General features: G+C 66.1%; 14 protein-coding genes. 6 read left to right on the top strand and 8 right to left on the bottom strand.

Annotation, left to right across the window (positions count from 1 at the left end; translation table 11 throughout):
- Positions 1 to 337 precede the first annotated feature (337 nt).
- From K3557_RS20190 to K3557_RS20180, 3 genes are all read right to left on the bottom strand, one after another.
- Positions 338 to 574 carry a DUF2798 domain-containing protein gene (locus K3557_RS20190; RefSeq protein WP_259996439.1) on the bottom strand — a complete coding sequence of 79 codons (237 nt, stop codon included), beginning with the start codon at positions 572 to 574 and terminating at the stop codon, positions 338 to 340.
- Positions 575 to 664: 90 nt separating this feature from the next.
- Complete coding sequence (locus K3557_RS20185) at positions 665 to 1,417, bottom strand: hydroxypyruvate isomerase family protein (RefSeq protein ID WP_259996437.1); 753 nt, start codon at positions 1,415 to 1,417, stop codon at positions 665 to 667.
- A 539-nt stretch (positions 1,418 to 1,956) separates the two neighbouring features.
- Complete coding sequence (locus K3557_RS20180) at positions 1,957 to 2,553, bottom strand: DUF1285 domain-containing protein (protein WP_259996435.1); 597 nt, start codon at positions 2,551 to 2,553, stop codon at positions 1,957 to 1,959.
- 64 nt (positions 2,554 to 2,617) lie between these two features.
- Between K3557_RS20180 and K3557_RS20175 the strand changes: the two genes are divergently transcribed.
- Genes K3557_RS20175 through K3557_RS20160 form a run of 4 tightly spaced genes read left to right on the top strand, consistent with a single transcriptional unit; the run spans position 2,618 to position 9,359 of the window.
- Positions 2,618 to 3,625 carry a MoxR family ATPase gene (locus K3557_RS20175; protein WP_259996426.1) on the top strand — a complete coding sequence of 336 codons (1,008 nt, stop codon included), beginning with the start codon at positions 2,618 to 2,620 and terminating at the stop codon, positions 3,623 to 3,625.
- Positions 3,622 to 4,527 carry a DUF58 domain-containing protein gene (locus K3557_RS20170; RefSeq protein ID WP_259996416.1) on the top strand — a complete coding sequence of 302 codons (906 nt, stop codon included), beginning with the start codon at positions 3,622 to 3,624 and terminating at the stop codon, positions 4,525 to 4,527. The genes K3557_RS20175 and K3557_RS20170 overlap by 4 nt, the downstream gene beginning before the upstream one ends.
- Positions 4,524 to 7,307, top strand: a complete 2,784-nt coding sequence (locus K3557_RS20165; RefSeq protein WP_259996414.1) for a DUF4159 domain-containing protein — start codon at positions 4,524 to 4,526, stop codon at positions 7,305 to 7,307. The genes K3557_RS20170 and K3557_RS20165 overlap by 4 nt, the downstream gene beginning before the upstream one ends.
- A 9-nt stretch (positions 7,308 to 7,316) precedes the next feature.
- Entirely contained in the window at positions 7,317 to 9,359 is a 2,043-nt protein-coding gene (locus K3557_RS20160; RefSeq protein ID WP_259996413.1) for a hypothetical protein, read from the top strand.
- Between the two features lie 165 nt (positions 9,360 to 9,524).
- Here K3557_RS20160 and pbpC read toward each other — a convergent pair whose 3' ends face one another.
- Positions 9,525 to 11,525, bottom strand: coding sequence for a penicillin-binding protein 1C (gene pbpC, locus K3557_RS20155; RefSeq protein WP_409201193.1), 2,001 nt, complete (start codon positions 11,523 to 11,525; stop codon positions 9,525 to 9,527).
- A gap of 125 nt (positions 11,526 to 11,650) precedes the next feature.
- Positions 11,651 to 17,101 carry an alpha-2-macroglobulin family protein gene (locus K3557_RS20150; protein WP_259996412.1) on the bottom strand — a complete coding sequence of 1,817 codons (5,451 nt, stop codon included), beginning with the start codon at positions 17,099 to 17,101 and terminating at the stop codon, positions 11,651 to 11,653.
- A 148-nt stretch (positions 17,102 to 17,249) separates the two neighbouring features.
- Here K3557_RS20150 and K3557_RS20145 point away from each other — a divergent pair, with 148 nt between their 5' ends.
- Complete coding sequence (locus K3557_RS20145) at positions 17,250 to 19,538, top strand: ATP-binding protein (RefSeq protein ID WP_259996411.1); 2,289 nt, start codon at positions 17,250 to 17,252, stop codon at positions 19,536 to 19,538.
- 360 nt (positions 19,539 to 19,898) lie between these two features.
- Here K3557_RS20145 and yaaA read toward each other — a convergent pair whose 3' ends face one another.
- The 3 genes from yaaA to K3557_RS20130 form a co-directional block, all read right to left on the bottom strand.
- Positions 19,899 to 20,663, bottom strand: a complete 765-nt coding sequence (gene yaaA / locus K3557_RS20140) for a peroxide stress protein YaaA (protein ID WP_259996410.1) — start codon at positions 20,661 to 20,663, stop codon at positions 19,899 to 19,901.
- A 56-nt stretch (positions 20,664 to 20,719) separates the two neighbouring features.
- Complete coding sequence (gene recQ / locus K3557_RS20135; protein ID WP_259996409.1) at positions 20,720 to 22,801, bottom strand: DNA helicase RecQ; 2,082 nt, start codon at positions 22,799 to 22,801, stop codon at positions 20,720 to 20,722.
- Between the two features lie 125 nt (positions 22,802 to 22,926).
- Entirely contained in the window at positions 22,927 to 23,214 is a 288-nt protein-coding gene (locus K3557_RS20130; RefSeq protein WP_259988262.1) for a YggT family protein, read from the bottom strand.
- A 133-nt stretch (positions 23,215 to 23,347) separates the two neighbouring features.
- Between K3557_RS20130 and K3557_RS20125 the strand changes: the two genes are divergently transcribed.
- The gene (locus tag K3557_RS20125; RefSeq protein WP_259988264.1) at positions 23,348 to 23,896 is read left to right on the top strand and encodes an acyl-CoA thioesterase; all 549 of its coding nucleotides are present in this window, start codon (positions 23,348 to 23,350) and stop codon (positions 23,894 to 23,896) included.
- The last annotated feature ends 47 nt before the right edge of the window (positions 23,897 to 23,943 follow it).

Below are 23,943 nucleotides of genomic sequence, written 5' to 3'. Positions count from 1 at the left end.
TTTCTTGAGGCGGCCCTCGCGCGGCAGGCGGGGCACTCCCGCCCGGCTTCGATCTGGCGATCTCATCCCGTTGGGCCAAGCGCCGCTGGCGCGGCGCGGCGATTGCCGCATCCTCTCCACCCCGGGTCAAGGGAGCCGCAAGGCTCCGCGCGTTCAGCGCGGCTTGCCCTTGACGCGGACTGCACAGAAAACAATCGGAAACACCCCTCAAGGGCAGGCCTGCCCTTAGGGGCTTCCTAGCGGAACCTCTGCGCCGCGCCAGCGGCGCCACGCCCAACGGCTGCTGCGGCATCGCAGATGCAGCTTGCAGCGGGCGGGAGTTTTCCCTTGCCCGGCCTCAGCCGCCGGCCGGTTTTTTGACCAGTTTTCCCACCAGCCGCCGCACCAGCGGTGCGGCCGTGAAGGCGACGGCAAACGCAATCGGCCAGCTGACCGACCAGGCCTGCATCCAGGCCTGCGTAAACCCCCCACCAATCCCCAGCGCTTTCCAGGTCGCCACACCGGTCACAATGAAGGACATCAGCCCCGACAGGATCAGGCTGAACAGCAGAGGGGCAAAGCGGGCGGGCAGCATCGGCGGGGTCCTTCCTGTGATCCTGCCGCCCTTATGCAGGCCGCCGCATCATATTTCAATTCACGAATGTAACAGCCCGCCTGCGGCGGCTTAACGCATCCAGCCAAGGCTGTCTTCGGTGCGCCGGGTCGAGGGCGTGTATTCGGCGCTGACCCAACCGTCATAACCGCTGGCGTCGATGGCGGCAAACAGCGCTGGGAAATCGACCGGACCGGTGCCCGGCTCGCAGCGTCCGGGTGCTGCACCGATCTGCACATGCACTGCGCGGGAGCCGAACATCTCCCAGACCTTGGCTGCATCGCCGTGGATCAGCTGGGCATGGTAGGCATCATACTGCAAACCGACATTGGGGCGGTCCACCGCCTCCAGCACCTCCATCGCCAGGTTGTAGTCGTCCAGGAAGTAACCGGGCTGGTCGCCGCTGTTCAAAGGTTCGATTGTGAACTGCTGCTCCGGCGCGCGGCCGGCGGCCCATTTCAGGTTCTCAACAAAGGTCCGCTGCGCCTCTGCACCCTTGGTATAGCCCGCCATCACATGGATCTTGCCAGCCTTCAGTACCTCGGCGTAACGCAGCACCCGGCGGATGTCGCGCTGGAACCGGTCGACGCCCTCTGGGATGGCCGCATATCCGGGTGTGCCGCCGGTGTAATTCGGCGGCGGCGCGTTGATCAGCAGCAGCTCCAGCCCGTTGGCCAGCAGGGCGCGCTGGGTTTCCTTGGCGGCAAGCTCATAGGGGTAAAGGATTTCCACCGCTTCGAACCCCGCCGCCGCTGCGGCCTGGAACCGGTCGGGATAGGGCAGCTCGGCAAACAGCATCGAGATGTTGGCTGCGAATCTGGGCATCGGGTTTCTCCTGGCTTCACGGTGGTTTATCCCGCGCAAATCCGTGAGGCCAAGAGATAGAAAACGACGCATTGTCGCTTTCCCGCAATAGCTGAGGCCGCGATTCGGCTGCAGCTTCAGGAAACCGGCATGTTTCCGCCGGAAATCCGAAGGATAGCAGCCATGACGATGCCCCGCGAGCGCCTGACCGCAGGTCTTTATGCGCCGCTGCCGGTAACTGGGTTTGGCGGCAATGCCCTGGCAGCAGCCGCGATGATCCCCTAGTCAGCAGGCCTTCCAGCGGCTGAAATGCTGCTGCTGATTTTCGGCTTGGTACCGGTGATGCTGAGCCAGCTGTTGCGGCTGTCCTCGGTTGACCGGCTGGAGGGGAATTGCCGCACAGAACAAGCGGCCCAAGCCAGCAGAGCCGGTGGGCGGCAGCCGGGTTTAGCTCTACCGCGATTATTTACGCTGGCCTGTCGCGTCAGCGGCAGGCGCATGCCGCCTCCGCCCGGACGAACGCTCACCGTATTAATCGGATACGCACCTTGGTTGCAGGTTTAGTCCGCTTCCAGCTCCTCCGAAGGGATCAGCGGAAAAAACTCCCCGCCGGACCAGACCCCGAACCAGCCGTCGTGGTGCTCGCCCAGCTCCGCCAGCCGGTAGAAGCTTTTGCGGTCGATCAGCGCCTCCAGCCCGGCCCGCATCATAACGTACGGAGACGGCTCGCCGGTTTCGCCATCGCGTTCGGCCCGGACCGGATTCTCCGCCCCCGCCGCGGCAGTGTCGCCGATATTGGTGGTGAAGGTGATCAGCTGATCACGCCCCGCGCCTTCAACATCGAAATCCACCGCCACGAATGGTGCGTCCTCGACGGTGATTCCAACCTTTTCCACCGGGGTCACAAGGTAGTATTTGCCATCCTCCAGTTTGAGGATAGAGGCGAACAGCTTGACCAGTTCGAACCGGGTGAACGGCGTGCCGAGGTAATGCCAGCTGCCGTCACGGGCAATGCGGATGTCCAGATCGCCGCTGAACGGCGGGTTCCACAGGTGGACCGGCGGCGGCCCCCCGCGCTTCCTGGCTTCCTTGCCGGCCGCTTTGGCCGCCGCGGCGAGGCCTTCGGCATCGGGTGTCACAGCTTTTTGTCCGCTCATTGCTTTTGCCATTTCCAGTCAGCACGATAGAGTAACAGCATATATCCGGGAAACGAGGAATGTCATGCCTGAAACGGACGATCTGCTGGCCGGCACCGAGGCGCTGGAAGCCAAGCTGCAACAGGCGCGCGCGTCAATCACCAAGCGCTTTATCGGACAGGAACGGGTGGTGGACCTGACGCTGTCGGTACTCTTGTGCGGTGGCCACGGGCTTCTGATCGGCCTGCCCGGCCTTGGAAAAACCCGGCTGGTGGAGACGCTCAGCACTGTGATGGGGCTGGATGGCAGCCGGATCCAGTTCACCCCGGACCTGATGCCGGCGGATATTCTTGGCTCCGAGGTGCTGGACACAGCGGAGGACGGCCACCGCTCGTTCCGGTTTGTGCCGGGGCCGGTGTTCTGCCAGCTCTTGATGGCGGATGAGATCAACCGCGCCAGCCCGCGCACCCAGTCGGCGCTGCTGCAAGCGATGCAGGAGCGGATGGTGACGGTGGCGGGCGAGGACCGGCCCTTGGGCGCGCCGTTCCATGTGCTGGCGACCCAGAACCCGATTGAGCAGGAGGGCACCTATCCGCTGCCCGAGGCGCAGCTGGACCGGTTCCTGTTGCAGATCGACGTGAATTACCCGGACCGTGCGACCGAACGGGATATTCTGCTGGCCACCACCGGCGCCGATGAGGCCGAGGCTTATCAGGTATTTAGCGCGGCGGAGTTGATTGCGGCGCAGACCCTGTTGCGGCGGATGCCGGTGGGGGAATCGGTGGTCGAGATGATCCTGGATCTGGTGCGCGCCTTCCGCCCCGAAGAACCCGGCGTGTCCGACCATGTGGCGCAGACCGTGGCCTGGGGGCCGGGTCCGCGGGCGGCGCAGGCGCTGATGCTGGCGGTCCGGGCACGGGCGCTGCTGCAGGGGCGGCTGGCGCCCAATACCGAGGACGTGCTGGACATGGCGCAGCCAGTGCTGAGCCACCGGATGCAGTTGAACTTTGCGGCGCGGGCGCGCGGTGACAGCCTGGCGGCCCTGATTGCGGAAACCGCCGCTGATCTGGCCCGGACCGGTGCCGCCGCGTGACCAGAGAAACCGCCTCCGTACCGGCCTCTGGGGCAGCAGCAGGGCTGCGGCACCGGGCCGAGGCCGCGGCCAGCGCCCTGCCGCCTTTGCTGGTGCAGGCGCGGCATTTGGCCGGGTCTGTCCTGATGGGGGAGCATGGCCGCCGCCGCGCGGGAACGGGGGATGATTTCTGGCAGTACCGGCCTGCGCAAGCGGGCGACAGCCGCCGGATGATCGACCACCGGCGTTCGGCCCGCGGCGACATCCAGTTTGTGCGCGAGCGGGAGTGGCAGATTTCCCAGACGGTGCATCTGTGGGTGGATACCGGTGCGTCGATGCGCTTTGCCTCCACGCCGAAGCTGCCGCAAAAGGCAGACCGCGCCCGGTTGCTGGCGCTGGCAGCCTCGGTGCTGATGGTGCAGGGCGGCGAGCGGGTTGGCCTGACCGGCGGCACCCTGCCGCCCCGGCGCGGCAATGTGCAGATCCTGCGGCTGGCCGAGGCGCTCTCGGACGACGCGGAACAGGATTACGCGCCGCCGAACGACCGCGCCCTGATCCCGCATGCCCGCGCATTGTTCATTTCGGATTTCCTGGGGCCGTCCGAACCGATGGAGCAGGCGCTGTCCAAGGCTGCGGCACGCGGCGTGCGCGGGGTGCTGTTGCAGGTGCTGGACCCGGTGGAGGAGGCCTTTCCGTTCTCCGGGCGCACGGTGTTTGAAAGCATCAAAGGCGGTGTCACACATGAAACATTGAAGGCCTCGGCGCTGCAGGAGCGCTATCTGGACCGGCTGGCCGAGCGCCGCAGCGTGCTGGAGCGCCTGTGCCGCGAGGCCGGCTGGCGGTTCGGCAAGCATCACACCGGCGATACGGCGCAAAATGCGCTGATGTGGCTTTACCACGCATTGGAGCGGACCGCGCCATGACAATGATTGCAGGCATCGGTTTTACCGCGCCCTGGCTTTTGCTGGGGCTCTTGGCTTTGCCGGTGCTGTGGCTGCTGTTGCGTGCGATACCGCCCGCCCCCAAGCGCCAGCCGTTTCCGGCGGTGACGCTGCTGCTGGGCCTCAAGGACGACGAGAGCCTGTCGGACCGCACCCCTTGGTGGCTGTTGCTGCTGCGGATACTGGCGGTGGCGGCGGCGATCATCGGGCTGGCGGGACCGGTGCTCAATCCCGCAACCGAAGAGGCAGGCGGCCGCGGGCCGCTGCTGATCGTGATGGATGCCAGCTGGGGCGGAGCTGCGGGCTGGAAACAGACCAGCGCCCAGGCCGCGGCGCAGCTGGAGGAGTCGGGCCGCGCCGGGCGCCCCGTGGCCGTCCTGCGGCTGAGCGCGCCGGAACCATTGCAGTTCCGCGCTGCCAGCGACTGGCAGCGGCAATTGGCCGGGCTGGCGCCGCTGCCCTGGCAGCCGGGGCCGGATCAGCTGCAGCAGACCGTGGCCGCGATTGCCGCGGCAGAGGGCGGATTTGACACCGTCTGGTTCAGCGACGGGCTGGCGTATCCGGACCGCGGCAGAGTGATCGAAGCCCTGGGCCGCCGTGGTGATATCGAAGTTTTTGAGCAGCCGCTGCCGGTGCTGGGGCTGCAGCCCGCCAGCTATTCCGGCGGGGCGATCGAACTGACTGTGCAGCGCAGCCGCGCCGGGCCTGCACAGGAGGTTTCGGTGGTCGCGCAGGGCAAAGACCCCGGCGGCACCGCGCGCAGCCTGGCGGTGCTGCCGCTGCGGTTTGCGGATGGCGCCCGCAGCGCCACGGCTGAGCTGTCGCTGCCGGCCGAGCTGCGCGCGCGGCTGTCGCGGTTCGAAATCCGCGATGTGAAATCCGCAGGCGCAGTTGCGCTGACCGATGACAGCTTGCGGCGGCGCGAGGTGGCGCTGGTCTCCTCTGAAAGCGCCGATGAGGCGTTGGCGCTGCTGTCGCCGCTGCATTACCTGCGCCAGGCGCTGGCGCCCTCTGCCGAACTGCTGGAAGGCGCGCTGACGGATCTGCTGCCTGCCAACCCGGATGTGATCGTGCTGGCGGATGTGGCGCGGCTGGCGCCCGCACAGGAAGAGGCGGTGATCACATGGGTGGAAAACGGCGGCCTCCTGTTGCGCTTTGCCGGGCCAAGGCTGGCTGCCAGCGACACCGCGCGCAGCGGCGAAGAACCCCTGATGCCGGTGCGGTTGCGCATTGGCGGCCGCAGCATTGGCGGCGCGATGAGCTGGGGCGAGCCGAAGACACTGGCACCCTTTGCCGAGACCTCGCCCTTCTACGGGCTGGAGGTGCCGGGCGAAGTCGCGGTCAGCTCGCAGGTGGTGGCACAGCCCGATCCGCAGCTGGCGGACCGGGTGATTGCCGAGCTGGGCGACGGCACGCCGCTGGTCACCCGCAAGACGCTGGGCCAGGGCCAGGTGGTGCTGTTTCACGTGACCGCCAATGCAGAGTGGAGCAGCCTGCCGCTGTCCGGCCTGTTTGTGTCGATGCTGGAGCGGCTGGCGGTGTCTTCCTCTGCCGCCGCACCTACGGCTGCGGACCTGGAGGGCACCACCTGGACCCCGGTTGAAGTGCTGGACGGCTTTGGCCGGCTGGCGGCGGCGGAAACCCTGCCCGGCGTCAAAGGACCGGATCTGGTGGCAGCACCCGCCGGGCCGGAGCTGCGCCCCGGCGTCTATGATGGCGGGCGCCGGATGCTGGCCCGCAATGTGCTGCGCCCAGGGGATGAGCTGCTGGCGGCACGCTGGCCTGCCTCGGTTGCGGTCAGCAGCTATGACGCGCCGCAGGAGCTGCCGCTGGGCGGCGCGCTGCTGACGCTGGCGCTGGGGCTCTTGGCACTGGATGTGCTGGGTACGCTGGCACTCTCCGGCCTGCTGGGCGGTGCCCGGACTGCGGCTCTGGCGGCTGCGCTGGGGCTGGCGGCATGGGCCGCGCCGCAGGAGCTGCAGGCGCAGAACGTAGCGGCGCCTGAAGATTTCAGAGCGGCGGAGCTGGCCTCGGAACTGGTGCTGGCGCATGTGCTGACCGGCGACCGGGAGGTGGACCGCATCGCAGCGGCCGGCCTGCGCGGATTGTCCGAGACGCTGTTCTTTCGCACCTCGGTCGAGCCTGCCGCCCCGGCGGGTGTCGATCTGGAGCGCGATGAGCTGGCGTTTTATCCGCTTCTGTACTGGCCGGTCACGCGGGATCAGCCGCTGCCCTCGTCCCAGGCTTACGGCAAGCTGAACGCATATTTGCGGGCGGGCGGCATGATCCTGTTCGACACCCGGGATGCAGATCTGGCGGTCTCTGGCGCCACCAGCCCGGCGGCGCGGCGGCTCCAGCAGATTGCGCTGCCGCTGGACGTGCCGCCGCTTGAGGTGCTGCCGGAGGACCATGTGCTGACCCGCGCCTTTTACCTGCTGCAGGCCTTTCCCGGCCGCCACAGCCGCGGCCCGGTCTGGGTCGAGGCCGCACCGCCGGATGCCGAACAGGCCGAGGGCATCCCGTTCCGCAACCTCAACGACGGGGTGACGCCGGTAGTGATCGGCGGCAACGACTGGGCGGCGGCCTGGGCGGTGGACGGCAACGGGCGGCCCTTGCTGCCGGTCGGGCGCGGCTATGCCGGCGAGCGGCAGCGCGAACTGGCGTTCCGGTTCGGCGTCAACCTGGTGATGCATGTGCTGACCGGCAATTACAAATCCGACCAGGTGCACGTGCCCGCACTGCTGGACCGGCTGGGGCAATAGGGGAACCCGATGACACAGACGATCCTGTTTGACCCGCTGGTGCCATGGCCGGTGATCTGGGCTGCGGGTGCCATAACCCTGGCGGCGCTGGTGCTGGGCCTGTGGAAAGGGCTGTCAGGCTGGGCGCTGCGGGCGCTGGCGGCGCTTGTACTGCTGGCCGCGCTGGCAGGCCCGGTGCATCAGAGCGAGGATCGCGCCCCCTTAAGCGACATCGTGATTGTGGCCGAGGACCAGACTGCCAGCCAGCAGCTGCGCGGCCGCCCGGAACAGATGGCGCGGGCACGGACCCAGCTGAAGGCAGCATTGGCGGCCCGGGCAGGCACCGAGGTGCGCTGGGTCACCGTTCCGGACAGTGAAGGCGACGCGGGCACACGGCTGATGGCGGCAGTGGCCGGGGCACTGGCGGATGAGCCGCGGGCGCGGATAGCGGGGATCATTGCCCTGTCCGACGGGCAGGTGCATGACGCGGATCAGGTGCTGAACCTGCCAGCGCCGATGCATTTGCTGCTGACGGGCCGAAAAGACGATTGGGACCGCCGCCTGATCGTGAAAAACGCCCCCGGCTTTGCCATCATCGGCGAGCCGGTGAAGCTGACGCTGCGGATCGAGGATCAGGGTGCGGTGCCGGTTCAGGGCGGCTTTGCGGATCTGAACATTTCAGTCGGCGGCGACGCGCCGCAGCGTTTCACCCTGCCAATCGGCGTCGATTTCGAGCTGCCGATTGTGCTGCAGCACGGCGGGCGCAATGTAATCCGGTTCAGCGTGCCGGAAGAGCCGGGCGAGCTGACGGCGCGCAACAACCAGGCCTTGGTGCAGATCAACGGGGTGCGCGACCGGCTGCGGGTGCTGCTGGTCTCGGGCGAGCCGCACGCGGGCGGGCGCACCTGGCGCAACCTGTTGAAATCCGACAGCGCCGTGGATCTGGTGCATTTCACCATCCTGCGCCCGCCGGAAAAACAGGATGGCGTGCCGGTGGAGGAGCTGTCGCTGATCGCCTTCCCGACGCGCGAGCTGTTTCTGGAGAAAATCGACGATTTCGACCTTATCATCTTTGACCGCTACAAGCGGCGCGGCATCCTGCCTGCGATCTATCTGGACAATGTGGCCAATTACGCGATGGGCGGCGGCGCGGTGCTGGTGGCCGCCGGGCCGGATTTTGCCAGCGCCGACAGCATCTACCGCTCGCCGCTGTCGCTGATCCTTCCCGCCGAACCCTCGGCGCGGGTGCTGGAAGAGGCTTACCGCCCGGAAGTGACGGATCTGGGCAAGCAGCATCCGGTGACCTCGGGACTGGAGGGGGCTGCGGACTGGGGCCGCTGGCTGCGCCAGGTTGAGCTGCGCCGCCCCGAGGGCCATGTGTTGATGAACGGCGCGGGCGAACGCCCCCTTCTGGTGCTGAACCGGGTGGGCGAGGGGCGGGTGGCGCTCTTGGCTTCGGATCATGCCTGGCTGTGGAGCCGCGGCTATGAGGGCGGCGGGCCGCAGCTGGAACTGCTGCGCCGTCTCGCCCATTGGATGATGAAGGAACCGGAACTGGAAGAAGAAGCACTGTGGGCTGAGGCCTCGGGCCAGCGGATGCGTATCCTGCGCCGCACGCTTGCCGGTCAGGCAGGGCCGGTGACGGTGACCAACCCGGATGGCTCCACCGTGGAACTGGCGCTGCGCCAGACTGCACCGGGACAGTGGGAGACCCGTTATGAAGGCCCGGAAGCCGGGCTGTACCGGCTGGAAGAAGGCGGCGAGACGGCAGTTGCCGGGCTAGGGCCCGCGGCACCGAAAGAATTCGAGGAAACCATTGCCACCGGCGAAGTGCTGGCGCCGGTTCTGGAACCTTTGCGCGGCGGTGTGCTGCGGCTGGAGGACGGGTTGCCGTCCTTGCGCAACGTGCGGGCCGGGCGCCCGGCGGCGGGGCGCGGCTGGATCGGACTTACGCCGCGCGCGGCATATGAGACTCTCTCGGTCAGCCAAGGACCGCTGCTGCCCGGCTGGCTGGCGCTGGTTATGGCGTCTTTCTTTATCGTCGCGGGCTGGCTGCGGGAAGGGCGGCGCTGAATCTGCGCAGCACATGCACTCCCGCCCATCGCAGGTTTCCTGCCGGACCCCCGCGAAAGTTGGGCCAAGCGCCGCGCCAAAGGCGCGGCGCGGGTCGCTTCGGGCGCAGCCCGAAGCGAAACACCTCTGCCCGGCAGTGCCCCGCGTCGATTGACGCCACCCGCATTAGTCAATCCGCAGGTCAACCCGGTCAGACCGGCCTGCACCATCGACAATCACCAGCGAAGAAAAACCAGGGCCGGGGCTGGGCAGGGAGAACTCGCGCCGGCGCTGTCCCGTCAGCACCGGCAGGCCGTTTGCCATCACCAGAAACGGCGCCGTGCCGCCGCGGAGTTTCAGTGTCAGGTCCGCGCCTTCCAGCATCAGCCGGGCGCCTTCGGGCGGGAAGATCAGTTCCGGCGCATCTTTGGGTTCCGAGAAGGCGGCATCGCGGGGGCGGAAGCGCTGCAGGGGCAGCGGCAATTCGGCCGAGCTGACGATCAGCGTGGCGGGGGGCGGCGGCGGCAGCGGGTCGAGGGCGGGTTTCAGGCGGCCAAATGCTTCAAACAGCACCGGCGCTGCAAGGTCACCGCCAAAGATACCGGGGACAGGCGTGCCGTCGGCACGGCCCATCCAGACGCCGATCACATGGTGCCCGTCCCAACCGATCGCCCAGGCATCGCGGTGGCCATAGGAGGTGCCGGTCTTATAGGCGATGGTGCCGCGGCGCGCACCTGCAGGCACCGGCAGGCCGCGCAGGATGTCTGCGACTTGCCAGGCGGCCTCGGGCGAGGTCAGGCGGCCTGCAGTCGCGGGTGCTTCGCCCTGCAGCATGTGCAAGGCCGGTCCCTGCCCGCCCGCTGCCAGCCCGGCGTAAAGCTGCACCATGTCTTGCAGGCTGATGCCCAGCCCGCCCAGCGACAGCGCCAGGCCGGGTGCGCCGCCGGGCAGCTCCGGCTTGGCGCCGCCAGCGCGCAAGGATGCCAGCACGCGCGCCGGTCCCAGCTCCTGCGTCAGCTTCACCACTGGGATGTTGAGCGATAGCTGCAGCGCTTTACGCAGCCTTATGTCGCCGCGGAACTCACCATCGAAATTCTGCGGCGCGTAGCCTGCGAAGTTGACGGGACCGTCGTGGATCAGGGTTTCCGGATGCGCCAGCCCCTGATCGAAGGCGAGACCGTAGATCAGCGGTTTCAGGGTCGAACCGGGGGAGCGGATCGCCTGTGTCATGTCGACAAAGCCGCGCCTTTGCGCATCGGAATAGCCGGGAGAACCAACCAGCGCCAGCACTTCGCCGGTCTGGTGGTCCGCGGCGATCAGCGCAGCGGAGAGACTCGGGGTGGTGCTGCGGGCGGCCTCTGCCAGCAACTGTTGCATCCGGGATTGCACCGCGCTGTCGATGGTCAGCCTGATCTGCCGCTTGCCAGGGTGCTGTGCCTTCACCCGGTCCGCCAAATGCGGTGCCAGCCGCGGGAAGGCCGCCATTTGGTGCGGCAGCGGGGTGCGGCGGGCGGCCTCGGCCAGTTCTTCGCTCAGGAGGCCCTGGCGCTGCATCCGGGCCAGCACCCGGTCGCGGGCCTCGCTGGTGGCCTCTGGGAAACGGTCGGGGCGGCGGCGTTCGGGGGATTGCGGCAGGGCAACCAGCAGCGCCGCTTCTGCCGGGGTGAGGCGCTTGGGTTCTTTACCGAACCAGCTGTAGGCTGCCGCGCGGATACCCTCTGCCGCGCCGCCATAGGGAGCGTGGGTCAGGTAGAGGGTGAGGATCCCGTCCTTGCTGAGGCGGCGTTCCAGCGCCAGTGCCACCCGCATCTGGCGCAGTTTGCCGGCCCAGCGGCCGGTGGTGCCGTCCTCCAGCAGGCGCGCCACCTGCATGGTCAGGGTAGAGCCGCCGGAGACCGCGCGGCCATTCCAAAGCGCCTGACCTGCGGCGCGCAGCAGGGCAATGGGGTCGACACCGGCGTGGGAGCGGAAGCGCTTGTCCTCGTAGCGCAGCAGCATGCCGAGGAAGCGCGGGTCGACGTCCGCGGGCTGGACAGCGAGACGCCAGAGGCCTGTGCCGACTGGGTAGGCGCGCAAAAGCTTGCCGTTTCGGTCGAGCACCTCGGTGGAGGTTTCGGCGAGGGTGAGGGGAAGATCTGTGTTGTCGATCCAAGCGTCGAAGCTGCGCCACGCCGTGAAAGCAGCCACAAGCAGGACCGCTAAAGTAGCGGTGTACAATTTCCATCTTTTGCCTGGCCGAAGGCCGGGCAGCGCCCGTCCCGCCCCGTGGGGGGCGGGACGGGCGCTGCCCTCAGTTCTCTTCCACCAGCGCTTCACCTGACTTCCACACGGCCTGCCGCCGTGCGGGCGCGATAAGCGGGGCGGTACATGTCCTCGACCGAGGCTGCCGGGTGATGGAACACGCCAGGCGTCACCGCGCGGGCGATATAGGCCAGTGTCACCGGCGCCGCATCGCGCATATTCACAGCCGCCAGAAAGCGGTCGCTGCGGAATTCGGTGTGTTCGGCCCCGGCCGGGTTCAGCCAGTCCAGATCGCGCAGGTCGCCAGAGCGCAAGAGGTTCGGATTGTCGATCTCGAACCCGGCAGGCAATGGATCGTTGATCATCAGCCTCGCACCGGTCTTCTCATGCGGTTTCACCCGCAGGACGGTGAGAAAACGCGCGCCTGTAGTGACAGACTGCACGTCCAGCGGCTGACCCTCCAGCGTGTAGTAGCTGCGTTCGATGGTGTAGCCGAAGCCGCCCGCGGCCGGCGGGACCTGTGGCACGCCAAGCGTGGTGAGGGTAATCTCCGCAGTCCGCCCGCTGGCGGCAGTCAGCGCCAGCTCCGGCGTGTTTTGCCCGTCTGCAGCCTGCACAAATGGCCCCTGAACGGGCTGACCGTTGACCAGCAAGCCGGAATCCTCGGGGGTCCGGGTCAGCGCGTGGGCGGCCATCAGGGTCCAGGCAGACTCTTGCGTGGAGCGATGGCCGCTGGCGTTGGCAAGCCGCGACGACAGGCTGACGCGGTTCACAGCCTCGGACCCGGCCTCGGCGGCAAGGGCCAGAACGCCGGCAGTATCGCGTAAGGCGGTGCCAAAGTCGGCGCGCCAAAGGCGGCTGTCCTTTTGCCCTTCAGACCCGATCATCTGCGCGGCGCGGGTGAACATCCGGTCCGCACGGCGCTGGTCGCCATAGGCTGCAAGGGCCGCGCCCAATTGAGCGGCAGCAAGCGGGGTGGCAAAGGCCTCACCCTTCACATCGGCGTAATAGCGCAGGTCGCCCATCCGGGCCGCACCCTCGCGCGCCAGAATATGGAGGGCATAGGCAATCTCCTCGCCGCCGGTGTCGAAGTCGGGGGCGTAGTTGATGCGGTTGCGCAGGTTGTCCATCGCCTGAGCGAAGGCCTCTTGCGGCACGGCATAGCCTTGCGAACGCGCGCGGCTGAGGAAGTCGCTGGCATAGGCGTCCAGCCAGAACTCACCGCTGTCGGCGCGCCAGAGGCCAAAGGCGCCGCTGGAGGCCTGGCGGGTCAGCACCTGGCGGATGGCGGCGTTGATGCGCGCGTCCACCGCCGGGCCATCACCCAGCCCTGCCGCCTGCGCCACGCTGCTGAGGTAGAGGAGCGGCAGTGCCTTGGAGGTCACCTGTTCGGTGCAGCCATAGGGGTACTGGTCCAACTCTGCCAGCAGACCCGGCACGTCGAATTTGGCCAACGGGCCAGAGGAGATGGCGGCGCGGGCGGTGCCGGGACGGAGGCCCGCGAAGACGTCCTTGCTGAACAGAAAAGTGTCACCGCCTGCGAGCGTGAAGCGGCGGGTTTCAGAGACCACCGGATCATTGGCGCGAACCGGCAGACGCAGGTTTTGACGCAGCTCCTGCCCGTCCGGGGTGGTGAGGGTAAGGGTGAGTTCGTGGTCACCAACGGTTTCTGCCGTCACCGGCAATTCCAGCACTGTCTTGCCCTGTTCCGCCAAGGTGACGGAGGCGGGCAGGCTGCCCAGCGTCAGACCGCCTGCGGTGCTGGCGGTCAGCGCCATGTCTCCGGCGGGGCCGTCGGCATGGACGATCTCGATCCTTGCGCGGCTTTCATCGCCGGGGGCCAGGAAGCGCGGCAGCGAGGCGGTGACCACTACAGGGTCGCGCACCAGCATGTCGGCCTCGGCCTGACCGACAGCGCGGCCGGACCAGGCGACAGCCATCAGCCGCACGGTGCCGTTGAAGGCGGGCAGGGTCAGCGGAAACTCCGCTGCGCCATTGGCGTCCACTTTCAGCGGGCCGGAGAACAGGGCCACCAGGTCCTGGGTGGGCGGCGGCGATTGCATCTTGAGGCCGCTGTCAGCATCACCGCCGGAGCGGATGCGGCCCATGGCGCCGTTGCCGGGGTCGATGAGGCGGCCATAGATGTCGCGCAGCTCCATCCCCAGGCGGCGCTGGCCATAATAATGCGCGCTGGGATCGGGACTGGTGAAGCCGGTGAGGTTGAGGATGCCAAGGTCCACGGCGGCGACAGTGAGCCAGACTTCATCGCCCCCTGCCGCGCCCTCCACGCGAAGTTTCGCCACTTGCGTGCCGCGCGGGCGGGCCACGCCGGGGACGTCAATCGTCACCTCCAGCTGCTGACCGGGCTGGGTGACGCCTGCGTGGGCCAGCCCCAGGGCGCGCAGCGGGGTGCGGCCCCGGTCGACTGCAACAGGCTGGATTATGGTGGCGGTCACATAGGCGCCGCTGCCCCAGTCCTGAGTCACCTCTAGCGGGATCACGGTTTCGCCGGCGGGGACTTCGACAGCCATGCGGTGGATCAGGTGGTTCGATACCACCGAGACCAGCGCGGTGCCTGCCGCTTGCGGCACGATGCGCAGGCGGGCGGTGTCGCCGGGTGCATAGCTTTTGCGGTCCAGCGACAGCTCCAGCCTGGCGGGCGTCCCGGTGCTGCCTTCGGGGGCATACCAGCCGGCGTAGAAGTCATAAGCGGCAGAAGCATAGGCGCCGTCCAAACGTTCCACTACCATTTCATAACGCCCCCAGCCGACTGGATGAGACAGCGGCAGGGGATCGCTGCCCAGCTGCGCCTCGCCCGTCGCGATGCGGGTGCGGCGCGTTATGGGTTCCCAATTCCAATTGCCGTAAAGCTGATACCACTGATAGCGGGTCTCGACCCGGTTCAGGGTCCATTTGACACGCATCGGCATCGGCGTCAGGTCCGGCGACAGGGCGATGAGTTCAAAGCCTGCCTCGGAGCCTTCTGCCGCAACCTCGTCAAACTGCGGCTTTATGCCGAGGACCGGACCGGCGGGACGGACAGGGATGTCCACTGAGCGTTCGACCGGGCGGGCGGCGCCATCGGCGACGCGGGTGGTGAGAGTGGCCATGAGCGGCTTGCCTTCTGCCGGGGCGGCGGCGGGCAGGTTTACAGCAAAGGCTGCGCTGCCATCCGCGCCGGTTTCCTGGCCGCCGAAAAATCCGGTCTGGGCAGAGGAGGCCGTATCATAGCGGCCAAAGCGGAAACCTGGCCATTGATCCAGGGTATTTGCGGCAGTGAGGCGGATGTCTCCTTCCACCTTCAGCCCGGCACCCGGCGCGCCGAACAGGTAGTCTGCTTGCAGTGCAATCTGCGCTGCACTGCCGGGCTGGAGGGTGTCTGCATTGATGACCTCTTGCGCAAAGTCGATGCGTTCAGGCAGGAAATCCTCGACCAGGATCTGGCGGCTGGCGAGCGCGGGGGACTTGAGGTCGCTTTTGATTTCGATCCGCCAGGTGCCGCGCGGGGCGGCGGGGCCGGTGGGCAGGGCAAAGACATGGCCGCCCTGATGGCCTGCGGATGAGGTCTGGCGGGTGTATTCCACCCCGTCAGGGCGCAGCAGGATTGCGGTGAGCGGCAGGCCCGCGATCGCCTGCGCCCTGTCGTCACGCGCCAATGCGGTCACATGCACGGTTTCGCCCGCACGGTAGGCGCCGCGGGTGGTGGCGAGGAAGACATCCACCGGCCCCGGCGCGGGCCGGCCGGCCACGCCGCGGTCTGACAGATCAAAAGCGGCATCGTTCAGGGGCAGAAAGGTGAAATCGCCCTCCCCCGCACGGGCAGTGATCAGCGCCGGTGACGCGCCGCCGGTACCGCGCGTCAGGCCGGGCCTAAAACGGACATAGCCGCTGGCGTCGCTTGTTTCAGTTGCCAGAACCTCATTAGCGCTGGAGATCAAACTGACCTCGGCACCGGCCTGCGGTTTGGCGTCCGCCAGGCCCTGCACCTGCACATGCAGGCCATCGCTGCCGGACATGGTGCTGAGACCCAGGGTGGTCAGCACAAACCATTGCGTGGCACCGGCGTCGTCATAAGGGTCGGCGCCCGGCACCCGTGCGGTGAGGGCGTACAGACCCGGTGTCTTTTGCCCCGTCAGGGCATCTTCCAGCGGCAGGCGGCTGGTCATCGCCTGATTGAGCGCAGTGTCCACCTCGGCGCTGCCCTGCCAGATCTCCTCGGCGATATCGGAGGCGAAATGCTTGTCCTCCCACTGGGAAAGCGGCTTGGCAAAATACCCCTCCTGCAGGGTGCGCAGCACGTTGCGGCTGCTGACCCGGCGCAGGCGCAGGTCCAGTTCCGTCAAGTTCACGGTTTCCACCGGCAGCGCCGCAGCAGCGCCCGCGGGCAGCACATAGGCGCGGCCCGGGAAGCGGACCTTGGGCGCGCGGTCGCGCACGTAATGGGTTAGCTCCACATCTTTATAGAGCTGCTCGCCGCTGGCCGCCGGCAACCCGCGGCGCAGGGTCAGCTGGTAGCGTTTGCCGTGCTCCACCCCGTCAAAACACAGCTGCCGGCCGGATGCGGTGACTGCCAGGCTGCTGCCGGCCAAGCGAACATAGTTTTCGTAATCGGTTCCGGCCTGTTCCAGATCTTCGGAGAATTCAGCGCAGATACGGGGGGCTGCACTGTCGCTTTCGACCGTGGAGCCAGTCACGCGAAAACCGTATTTCCGGATCGCATAGTGGATCATCTCGGCATTCGCCTTAAGCGGGATGATGTTGTCAGCCAGGCGCAGCAGCGGCAGCATCTCGCGGCCGCGGCCAAGTGCCTCTACCGCTTCGGCGGCCTGACGCAGGGCCTGCGCCTGATCTGCCGGTGCCGCAGCCCGTAAGTAGCCATTGAGGGCCGCCAAGTAGGCCTCCTGCCGGAAACGGCGCTGCTGGGAGCGGTTGCCGGAGTCTTTGGCAGCCCGCAGCAAATAGGCCGAGAAACGGGTCCAATCCTGAGCAGAGTCAGTCAGCACCACGGCCTGCCCCATCCAGCGCAACGCCGCAAGCGGCTCTGCGGCACGAAACAGCGAACGGGCCGCCGAAACCGCCTTGGCGGCGTCTTCTGTGGTCAGCGGATAGGCCAGGCCCAGCGACTGGGAAAACCCGGCCGCGCGCGGCAACTCCAGGTCCGGGATTGCGTCCAGCCGGCCTGCCCGCATGGCGGCCTCTGCCTGAAGCCCGCCGGTTGCCGGCTGTTTCAGAGCCGAAAAGGCGCCCTCATAGGTACTGGGCTGAGTCAGCGCGGATTTTGGAAAACAGGCATTTGCCTTTTGGTTGAACACAAAACCGGCGCAATCCGTCTGGGCAGAACACGCCCGCGCGCAGGACTCGACATCCGTGTCGAACAGCGGCTGCAGGTCCGAGCCGAAGAAATCGGTGTTGGCAAAAGCCTTGTACCGGAAACCGGGAACCTCCGGCCCGGCCCAGGCAGCGGGCAGAAACGCAATAAAAGCAATAATATACAGTAGAACCGAAGCAAACAGACGCGGCATGGCACCCTCCAATACTTGGCGCAGGCTGGCACGGGCTTAACGTCATAGCAAGATTCACCCGCGTAACACGTAAGGGCAGCCCTGCTGTCTCTGGCGTGCGGAATTGCCGCGCGCTGTTCGTGTTAATGTATTGCCGGAGTTCGCAGGGATGCCCCTTGCCGACAAATTAGCGGAAGAAAGACGGGCCCGGCTGGCCGCCGAGCGGCTGCTTGAGCTGAAGCAGGCTGAGCTGTCTGCTGCCAACCGCAAGCTGGGCCGCCATGCGCTGGCATTGACCAAGCAGATCGGCCAGACCCAGGCCGAAGTGGCCACCGTGCGCGATGAAAACGCCAAGGTGAAATCCGACCTCGATACAGCGCATGAAAAGGTTGAGACTGCAGAGCGGCGGCTGTGGCATTCGATCCAGGCGTTTCAGGACGGCTTCGCCTTTTTTGATTCTGATGGCAGTCTGATCGGGGCGAACACCGCCTACCTCAATATCTTCGACGGGCTGGAAGAGGTCTCGCCCGGTATCTCCTATGTGCGGATCCTGCAGCTTCTGACCGACGAAGGGCTGATCAATACCGGCGATCTGGGCACCGATGCCTGGCGCGAAATGATGAGTGAGCGCTGGCTTTCGCCTTCGCCCGATCCGGTGGTGATCCAGCTGTGGGATGAGCGGTACTTGCGGCTGATCGATCAGCGCGGCCACGGCGGCGATGTGGTGACGCTTGCGCTCGATATCACTTCGACCGTGCAGTATGAAAAGGACCTGCGCGGCGCCCGCGCCCGCGCCGAAGCGGCAAACCGGGCAAAATCCGCCTTCCTTGCCAATATGAGCCATGAGATCCGCACCCCGATGAACGGGGTGGTGGGCATGGCAGAGCTGCTGAGCGATACCGAACTGGACGAGGAACAGCGGCTTTATGCCAACACCATCAAAAACTCGGGCGAAGCGCTGCTGGTCATCATCAATGACGTGCTCGACTATTCCAAGATCGAAGCCGACAAGCTGGAGCTGCATCCAGAACCCTTTGACCTGGAACGCAGCCTGCACGAGGTGGTGATGCTGCTGCAGCCCACCGCGCGGGACAAGGGGCTGACGCTGCTGGTGGATTACGACCTGTTCCTGCCGACCCGCTTTACCGGCGATCCAGGCCGGATCCGGCAGGTGCTGACCAATCTGGCCGGCAATGCGGTGAAGTTCACCAAGGAGGGCCATGTGACCCTGCGGGTGACCGGTGTTTCGTCGCCTGATGACAAGCAATGCGCGGTGCATATTTCGATCGAGGACACCGGCATCGGCATCCCGGAAGAGAAGATCGAGCATATTTTCGGCGAATTCAACCAGGTCGAAGATGAGCGCAACCGCAAGTTTGAAGGCACCGGGCTGGGGCTGGCGATCTCCAAGCGGCTGATCGAATTGATGGGCGGCGAGATCTGGGTCGACAGCGAAGAAGGCAAAGGCTCCTGTTTCGGCTTCCGCTTGCCGCTGCCCCTAGAAGGATCCGCTGAGCGGGCCTTGCCGAAGCTGCCCAGCGCGCTGCGCCATGTGCTGCTGGCGGATGATGCGCCGCTTAACCGCGAGATCCTGCAAAAGCATCTGCTGATGCTGGGCATTCAGGTTACCACGGCCGAAACCGCGCCTGGCGCGCTTGCTGCGATGCACGGCAATATTGATCTGGTCATCAGCGGCCACAACCTGCCCGGGCTGGATGGCGTGCAGCTGGCAAGGGATCTGAAATCCGGATCCTGGCGCGGGGTGCCGGTGCTGATGCTGAATTCCGGCCCGCATGGTGCCAATGATCCGGAAATCCGCCAGCTGGCAGACGGGGTGCTGCAAACCCCGGCGCCGCGGGACGATCTTTTCAACCAGCTGGCCAAGCTGGGCGCCGGTGCTGCCGGCCCCGGCCGCGAGGCTCCGCTGCAGGACCCGCTGACGGCAGACAGGGCGATGGCACCGCAAGCAGGTCTTGAGGCACAGCAGACCGGACCATCCGCCGGCCCGCTGCCGGACCCGGAAATCCGCCGGATGCGGGTGCTGGCAGCAGAGGACAACAAGACCAATCAACTGGTGTTCAGCAAAATGGTGAAAGAGCTGAACATAGAGCTCAAGTTTGCCGGCAACGGGCTGGAGGCGGTCGAAGCCTTCCAGGCGTTCCGCCCGGATCTGATTTTCATGGATATATCGATGCCAATGATGGACGGCAAGGAAGCCACAGCCAGGATCCGCAGTATCGAGGCGGACACCGGCGGCCATATCCCGATTGTGGCCTTGACCGCACATGCGATGGCAGGCGATTCAGATGGTATCCTTGCGGCCGGCCTGGACCACTACCTGACCAAGCCGTTGCGCAAGGCGCTGATCCACGAAAAGATCCGCGCCTGTGCGCCTGACGGGACACAGGCCTTGGATCAGGACGGCCCGCCTGCCCCGGCTGCCGCCCAAGCACTCTGAGCTGACAGGTCTCCCCCGCCGCCGCCACGCCATGGCGGTCAATCTTTGAACCAAACTGTTCTCAGGGTGCGCCAGGGCTTCTGCTCTTGGCCCAGTGCTGAGCAGTGTCCCTGTTGCCGGGTGCCGCCAGGATCCGGCTTTTCCGGGTCTTCTCCCATCCGTTTGCAGCGTACGCCTTTTCCATCACCCTGCCGGTATTTAACAACGGCGAAACTCTCCCGCGCCCGCAGGCGCACCGGCTGCGCCGGCACCGCCCTTGTGCAGCCTTGGGCGTGGCAGCGCGCAGAGCGCGCTGCCACGCCCAACCGTGAAGGTGCATTCTTTGAATGTGCCGGAGCGGGCGGGAGCCTTCCTTCTGCCTCAGATGCTGCGCAAAAAAACAGGTTTGCCAGGGTCCGACATTCCCGGCTGAAACACGTAGCCGCCAGCATCAAATTCTTTGAGGCTCTCCGCATCTGTCAGCCGGTTCTGGATAATGAACCGCGCCATCGCTCCGCGGGCGCGCTTGGCGTAGAAACTCACCACCTTGGGGGTGCCGTTCTTGTCTTCCATGAACACCGGAGTGACGATACGCGGTTTCAGCGCTGCTAAATCCACTGCTCCGAAATACTCCTGGCTGGCACAGTTGACCAGCACGCTGGCATTTACCGCATCCGCCTGCGCATTCAGTGCCGCGGAAATCCGGCTGCCCCAGAATTCATAGAGGTTTTTGCCGTGCGCATTTTTCAGACGCGATCCCATTTCCAGCCGATAGGGCTGCATCGCGTCCAAGGGACGCAGCACACCATAAAGACCTGACAGGATGCGGAAATGCTCCTGCGCCCAGGCCATTTCATCAGCATCAAGCGAGGACGCCTCCAGCCCCTGGTAGGTATCGCCGGCAAAGGCCAGCGCCGCCGGGCGGGTGGCCGCAGTTGCCGGATCCGCAGTAAACTCTTGAAACCGTGCGTGATTCAGCTTGGCCAGATCTTCGCTGATATGCATCAGCTTCATCAGATCCGCCACGGATTGTCCGCGGGCCACCTCTGCCAGCTCTACCGCGTCGTCATGCAGCGCGGGCCAGGTCATGTCCTGATCCCGCTCCGCCCAGTCCAGCTTCTTGGCCGGAGAGGTCACTACCAGCATATCTGCCCCTTTGAATTCTTGGCCCGGCTGCCAGGCCCGGCTTCCTTGGCGCGAACCTAGCCCGCGCCGCGCAGGACGTCCAGAAACGCCGCCGCGAAACGTTCAGCGCGGCGCTCCCCTAACAGTCTTGTGATCCCCGCCTCATCACCGGCGCGCAACTGCGCCACTTTCGCAAGCAACGACGCGGAACAGCTGAGCGGTTTCATGGTGCCGCAATCCCCGCGGGCAAGCTGTGCCTGCACTTCCAGCAGCGAGTCGTAAACCGAACCGGACCCGCTCCCGGCCAGCCTGCGCCTTGCGGGATGCAGCTGCTCGGCGGCGCCGGTGATCACGCTCAGGAAATCATCGCCATAGCGCTCCAGCTTCTTGGCGCCGACGCCGTTCACACGCGCCATCTGGTCCAGCGTTTCCGGGCGGGTCTCGGCCATCTCGATCAGGGTGCGGTCGGGAAAGATCACATAGGCCGGCACTTTCTGTGCCTCGGCCAGGGCGCGGCGTTTGGCCTTCAGCGCCGACAGCAGCGGCGCGTCTTCTTCCGAAACCAGTGCCTTCACTGCGGGGCGGCGTTCAGCCGCCTTGATGGTGTCGCGGCGCAGCTCGATCGACTGCTCGCCGCGCAGGATCGGCAGGGCGGATTCCGTGAAGCGGAGCGCGCCGTGGCGTTCCGGATCGGGGCGCAGCAGGTCGTGGCCCATCATCTGCCGGAACACCGCCTGCCACTGTCGCTTGCCGAATTCCTTACCGCAGCCATAGACCGACAGCTGATCATGGCGCTTGGCCCGGATCCGCTCGTTGTCAGCGCCCAATAGGATGTCGATCAGATGGCCCGAACCGAACCATTCCTCGGTCCTGAGCACCGCTGACAGCGCCTTCCTGACCACAGTGGTGCCGTCGAACACATCCGCGGGCGTGTCGCAGAGATCGCAATTGCCGCAGGGGTTTGACTCCTCGCCGAAATAGGCCAGCAGCTTCTGGCGGCGGCAGCGCAGCGCCTCGGCCAGACCAAGCAACGCATTCAACCGGGCATGGTCCGCGGCGCGGCGTTCCGGCGGGGCCAATCCTTCGTCCACCTGGGTCCGGCGCAGGCGGATGTCGTCGGGGCCGAACAGAGTCAGGGTTTCCGCAGGTGCCCCATCACGGCCCGCGCGGCCGATTTCCTGGTAATAGGCCTCGATGCTTTTGGGCAGGTCAGCGTGGGCAACCCAGCGGATGTCCGGTTTGTCGATCCCCATTCCGAAGGCCACGGTAGCAACCACGATCAAGCCGTCCTCGCGGGCAAAGCGGGTCTCAACAATGCGGCGGTCCTCGGCGTCCATGCCGCCGTGGTAGAAACAGGCGGAGTGGCCACCTTCGCGCAGGGCTGCAGACAGTGCTTCGGTCTTGGCGCGGGTGCCGCAATAGACGATGCCGGACTGGCCCTTGCGGGCGGCGGCAAATTCCAGAATCTGGCGGCGCGGGCTGTCCTTGGCACCAAAGGCCAGGTGAATATTGGGCCGGTCAAAACCGCGCAGGAAGCTGCGGGGAGCCTCGCCGTCAAACAGTTTCTGGACAATCTCTTCCTGGGTTTCCTGATCCGCGGTGGCGGTGAAGGCAGCCAGCGGCACGTCCAGGGCGCGGCGCAATTCGCCGATGCGCAGGTAGTCGGGGCGGAAGTCATGGCCCCATTGGCTGACGCAATGCGCCTCATCCACCGCAATCATGCTGACGCCGATCCGGCGCAGCATCCCCATCGCGGCCCCTGAGGCGAGCCGTTCCGGCGCCATATAGAGGAGTTTCAGGCGGCCGGCCTCGATCGCCTGCCACACCGCTTCGGTTTCTTCCTCGGTGTTGCCGGAGGTGAGCGCGCCGGCGGTCACACCCGCCTCTTGCAGCGCACGGACCTGATCGCGCATCAGCGCAATCAGCGGCGAGATCACCACAGTGACTCCGTCGCGCAGCAGCGCAGGCAGTTGGAAGCACAGGGATTTGCCGCCGCCGGTGGGCATGATTGCCAGCACGTTTTCGCCCGCGGTCACGGCGTCGACGATTTCCTCCTGGCCGGGACGGAAGGCGTCAAAGCCGAAGATCTCGCGCAGGATCGGGGACGCGCCTGTCAGGGCTGGCGCGGCTAACTCTGCCGGGGATGCCGGGGCTGTCATGGGGGCGATGGGCCTCAATGTGGTGGTCTGCTCTTGTTGGCAGGCACAATCCCACAGGAGGTATCAGCCGGCAAGGGCTGCCGCGCAAAAGCCCGGCGAAAGCCGCCGGGCCGCAGATGTTCAGATCAGTAAAAGGCCGAGACGTTGTTCACCAGGATGATGCGCAGTGCATAGACGCCAATCAGTACAGCCAGCGGCGCCAGGTCGATGCCGCCCATGTTCGGCATAATCCGGCGCACCGGAGCATAGAGCGGCTCAAGAATCCGGTTCAGCATGTACCAGATCTGGGCCACCAGCTGCTGGTGCAGGTTCAGCACCTGGAAGTTGATCAGCCAGCTCATGATCACATGGGCAATGATGAAGAACCAAACAATGTCCAGGATCAGCATCAGAATTTGGAACAGCGAGACCATCTGTAATTCCCTTTTTCGAACAGCCACACAGGTAAGCAGGCGCGGTGAAATGCGCAAGGCTTCCGCGAGGTTGCGGTTGACGCGCTGTAAACGGGTGGCATCACGGGCACAAGCGAAACAGGAGGCCTTGCATATGTACCCGATATTCCGCCTGATCAAGGATACCGTTCTGGCCAGCCGGATGCCGCGGCTGGCGATCACCGGGCTGCATGTCTCGCACCACATCTGCTGGCCGTGGGACCTGGACATGTGGATGGAGCTGAACAACGGCCGCACCATGACACTGTATGACCTGGGCCGCACCATGCTGGCGCAGCGGGCGGGGCTGATCGGCGCGCTGAAGAAAAACCGCTGGGGGCTGACGGTGGCAGGGTCTTCGGTGCGCTACCGCCGCCGCATCCGCGGCTTTGAGAAGTTCGAGATGCGCAGCCGCGCGGCGGGCTGGGATGACAAGTTCATCTATGTCGAACAGTCGATGTGGAAGAAAAACGGCGACTGCGCCAGCCATGTGATGCTGCGCACCGCAGTCACGGACCGCAAGGGCATCGTACCGCCCGCCAAGGTGCTGGCGGCATTAGGGCAGGACGCTGAAAACTCACCCGAATTGCCCGGCTGGATCAAGGATTGGTGCCAAGCGGATGGCGGCCGGCCCTGGCCGCCGATGCAGGACGGGCTTGCCTAGGCCCCTGCCCGCCTGCCATACCTGAGGGCAACGATAAAAAGAGGCCG

Source organism: Leisingera sp. M523, assembly GCF_025141335.1.
GTDB lineage: Bacteria > Pseudomonadota > Alphaproteobacteria > Rhodobacterales > Rhodobacteraceae > Leisingera.
Note: the sequence above shows the minus strand (reverse complement) of the source record. Positions and strands in the feature narration are given on the sequence as shown.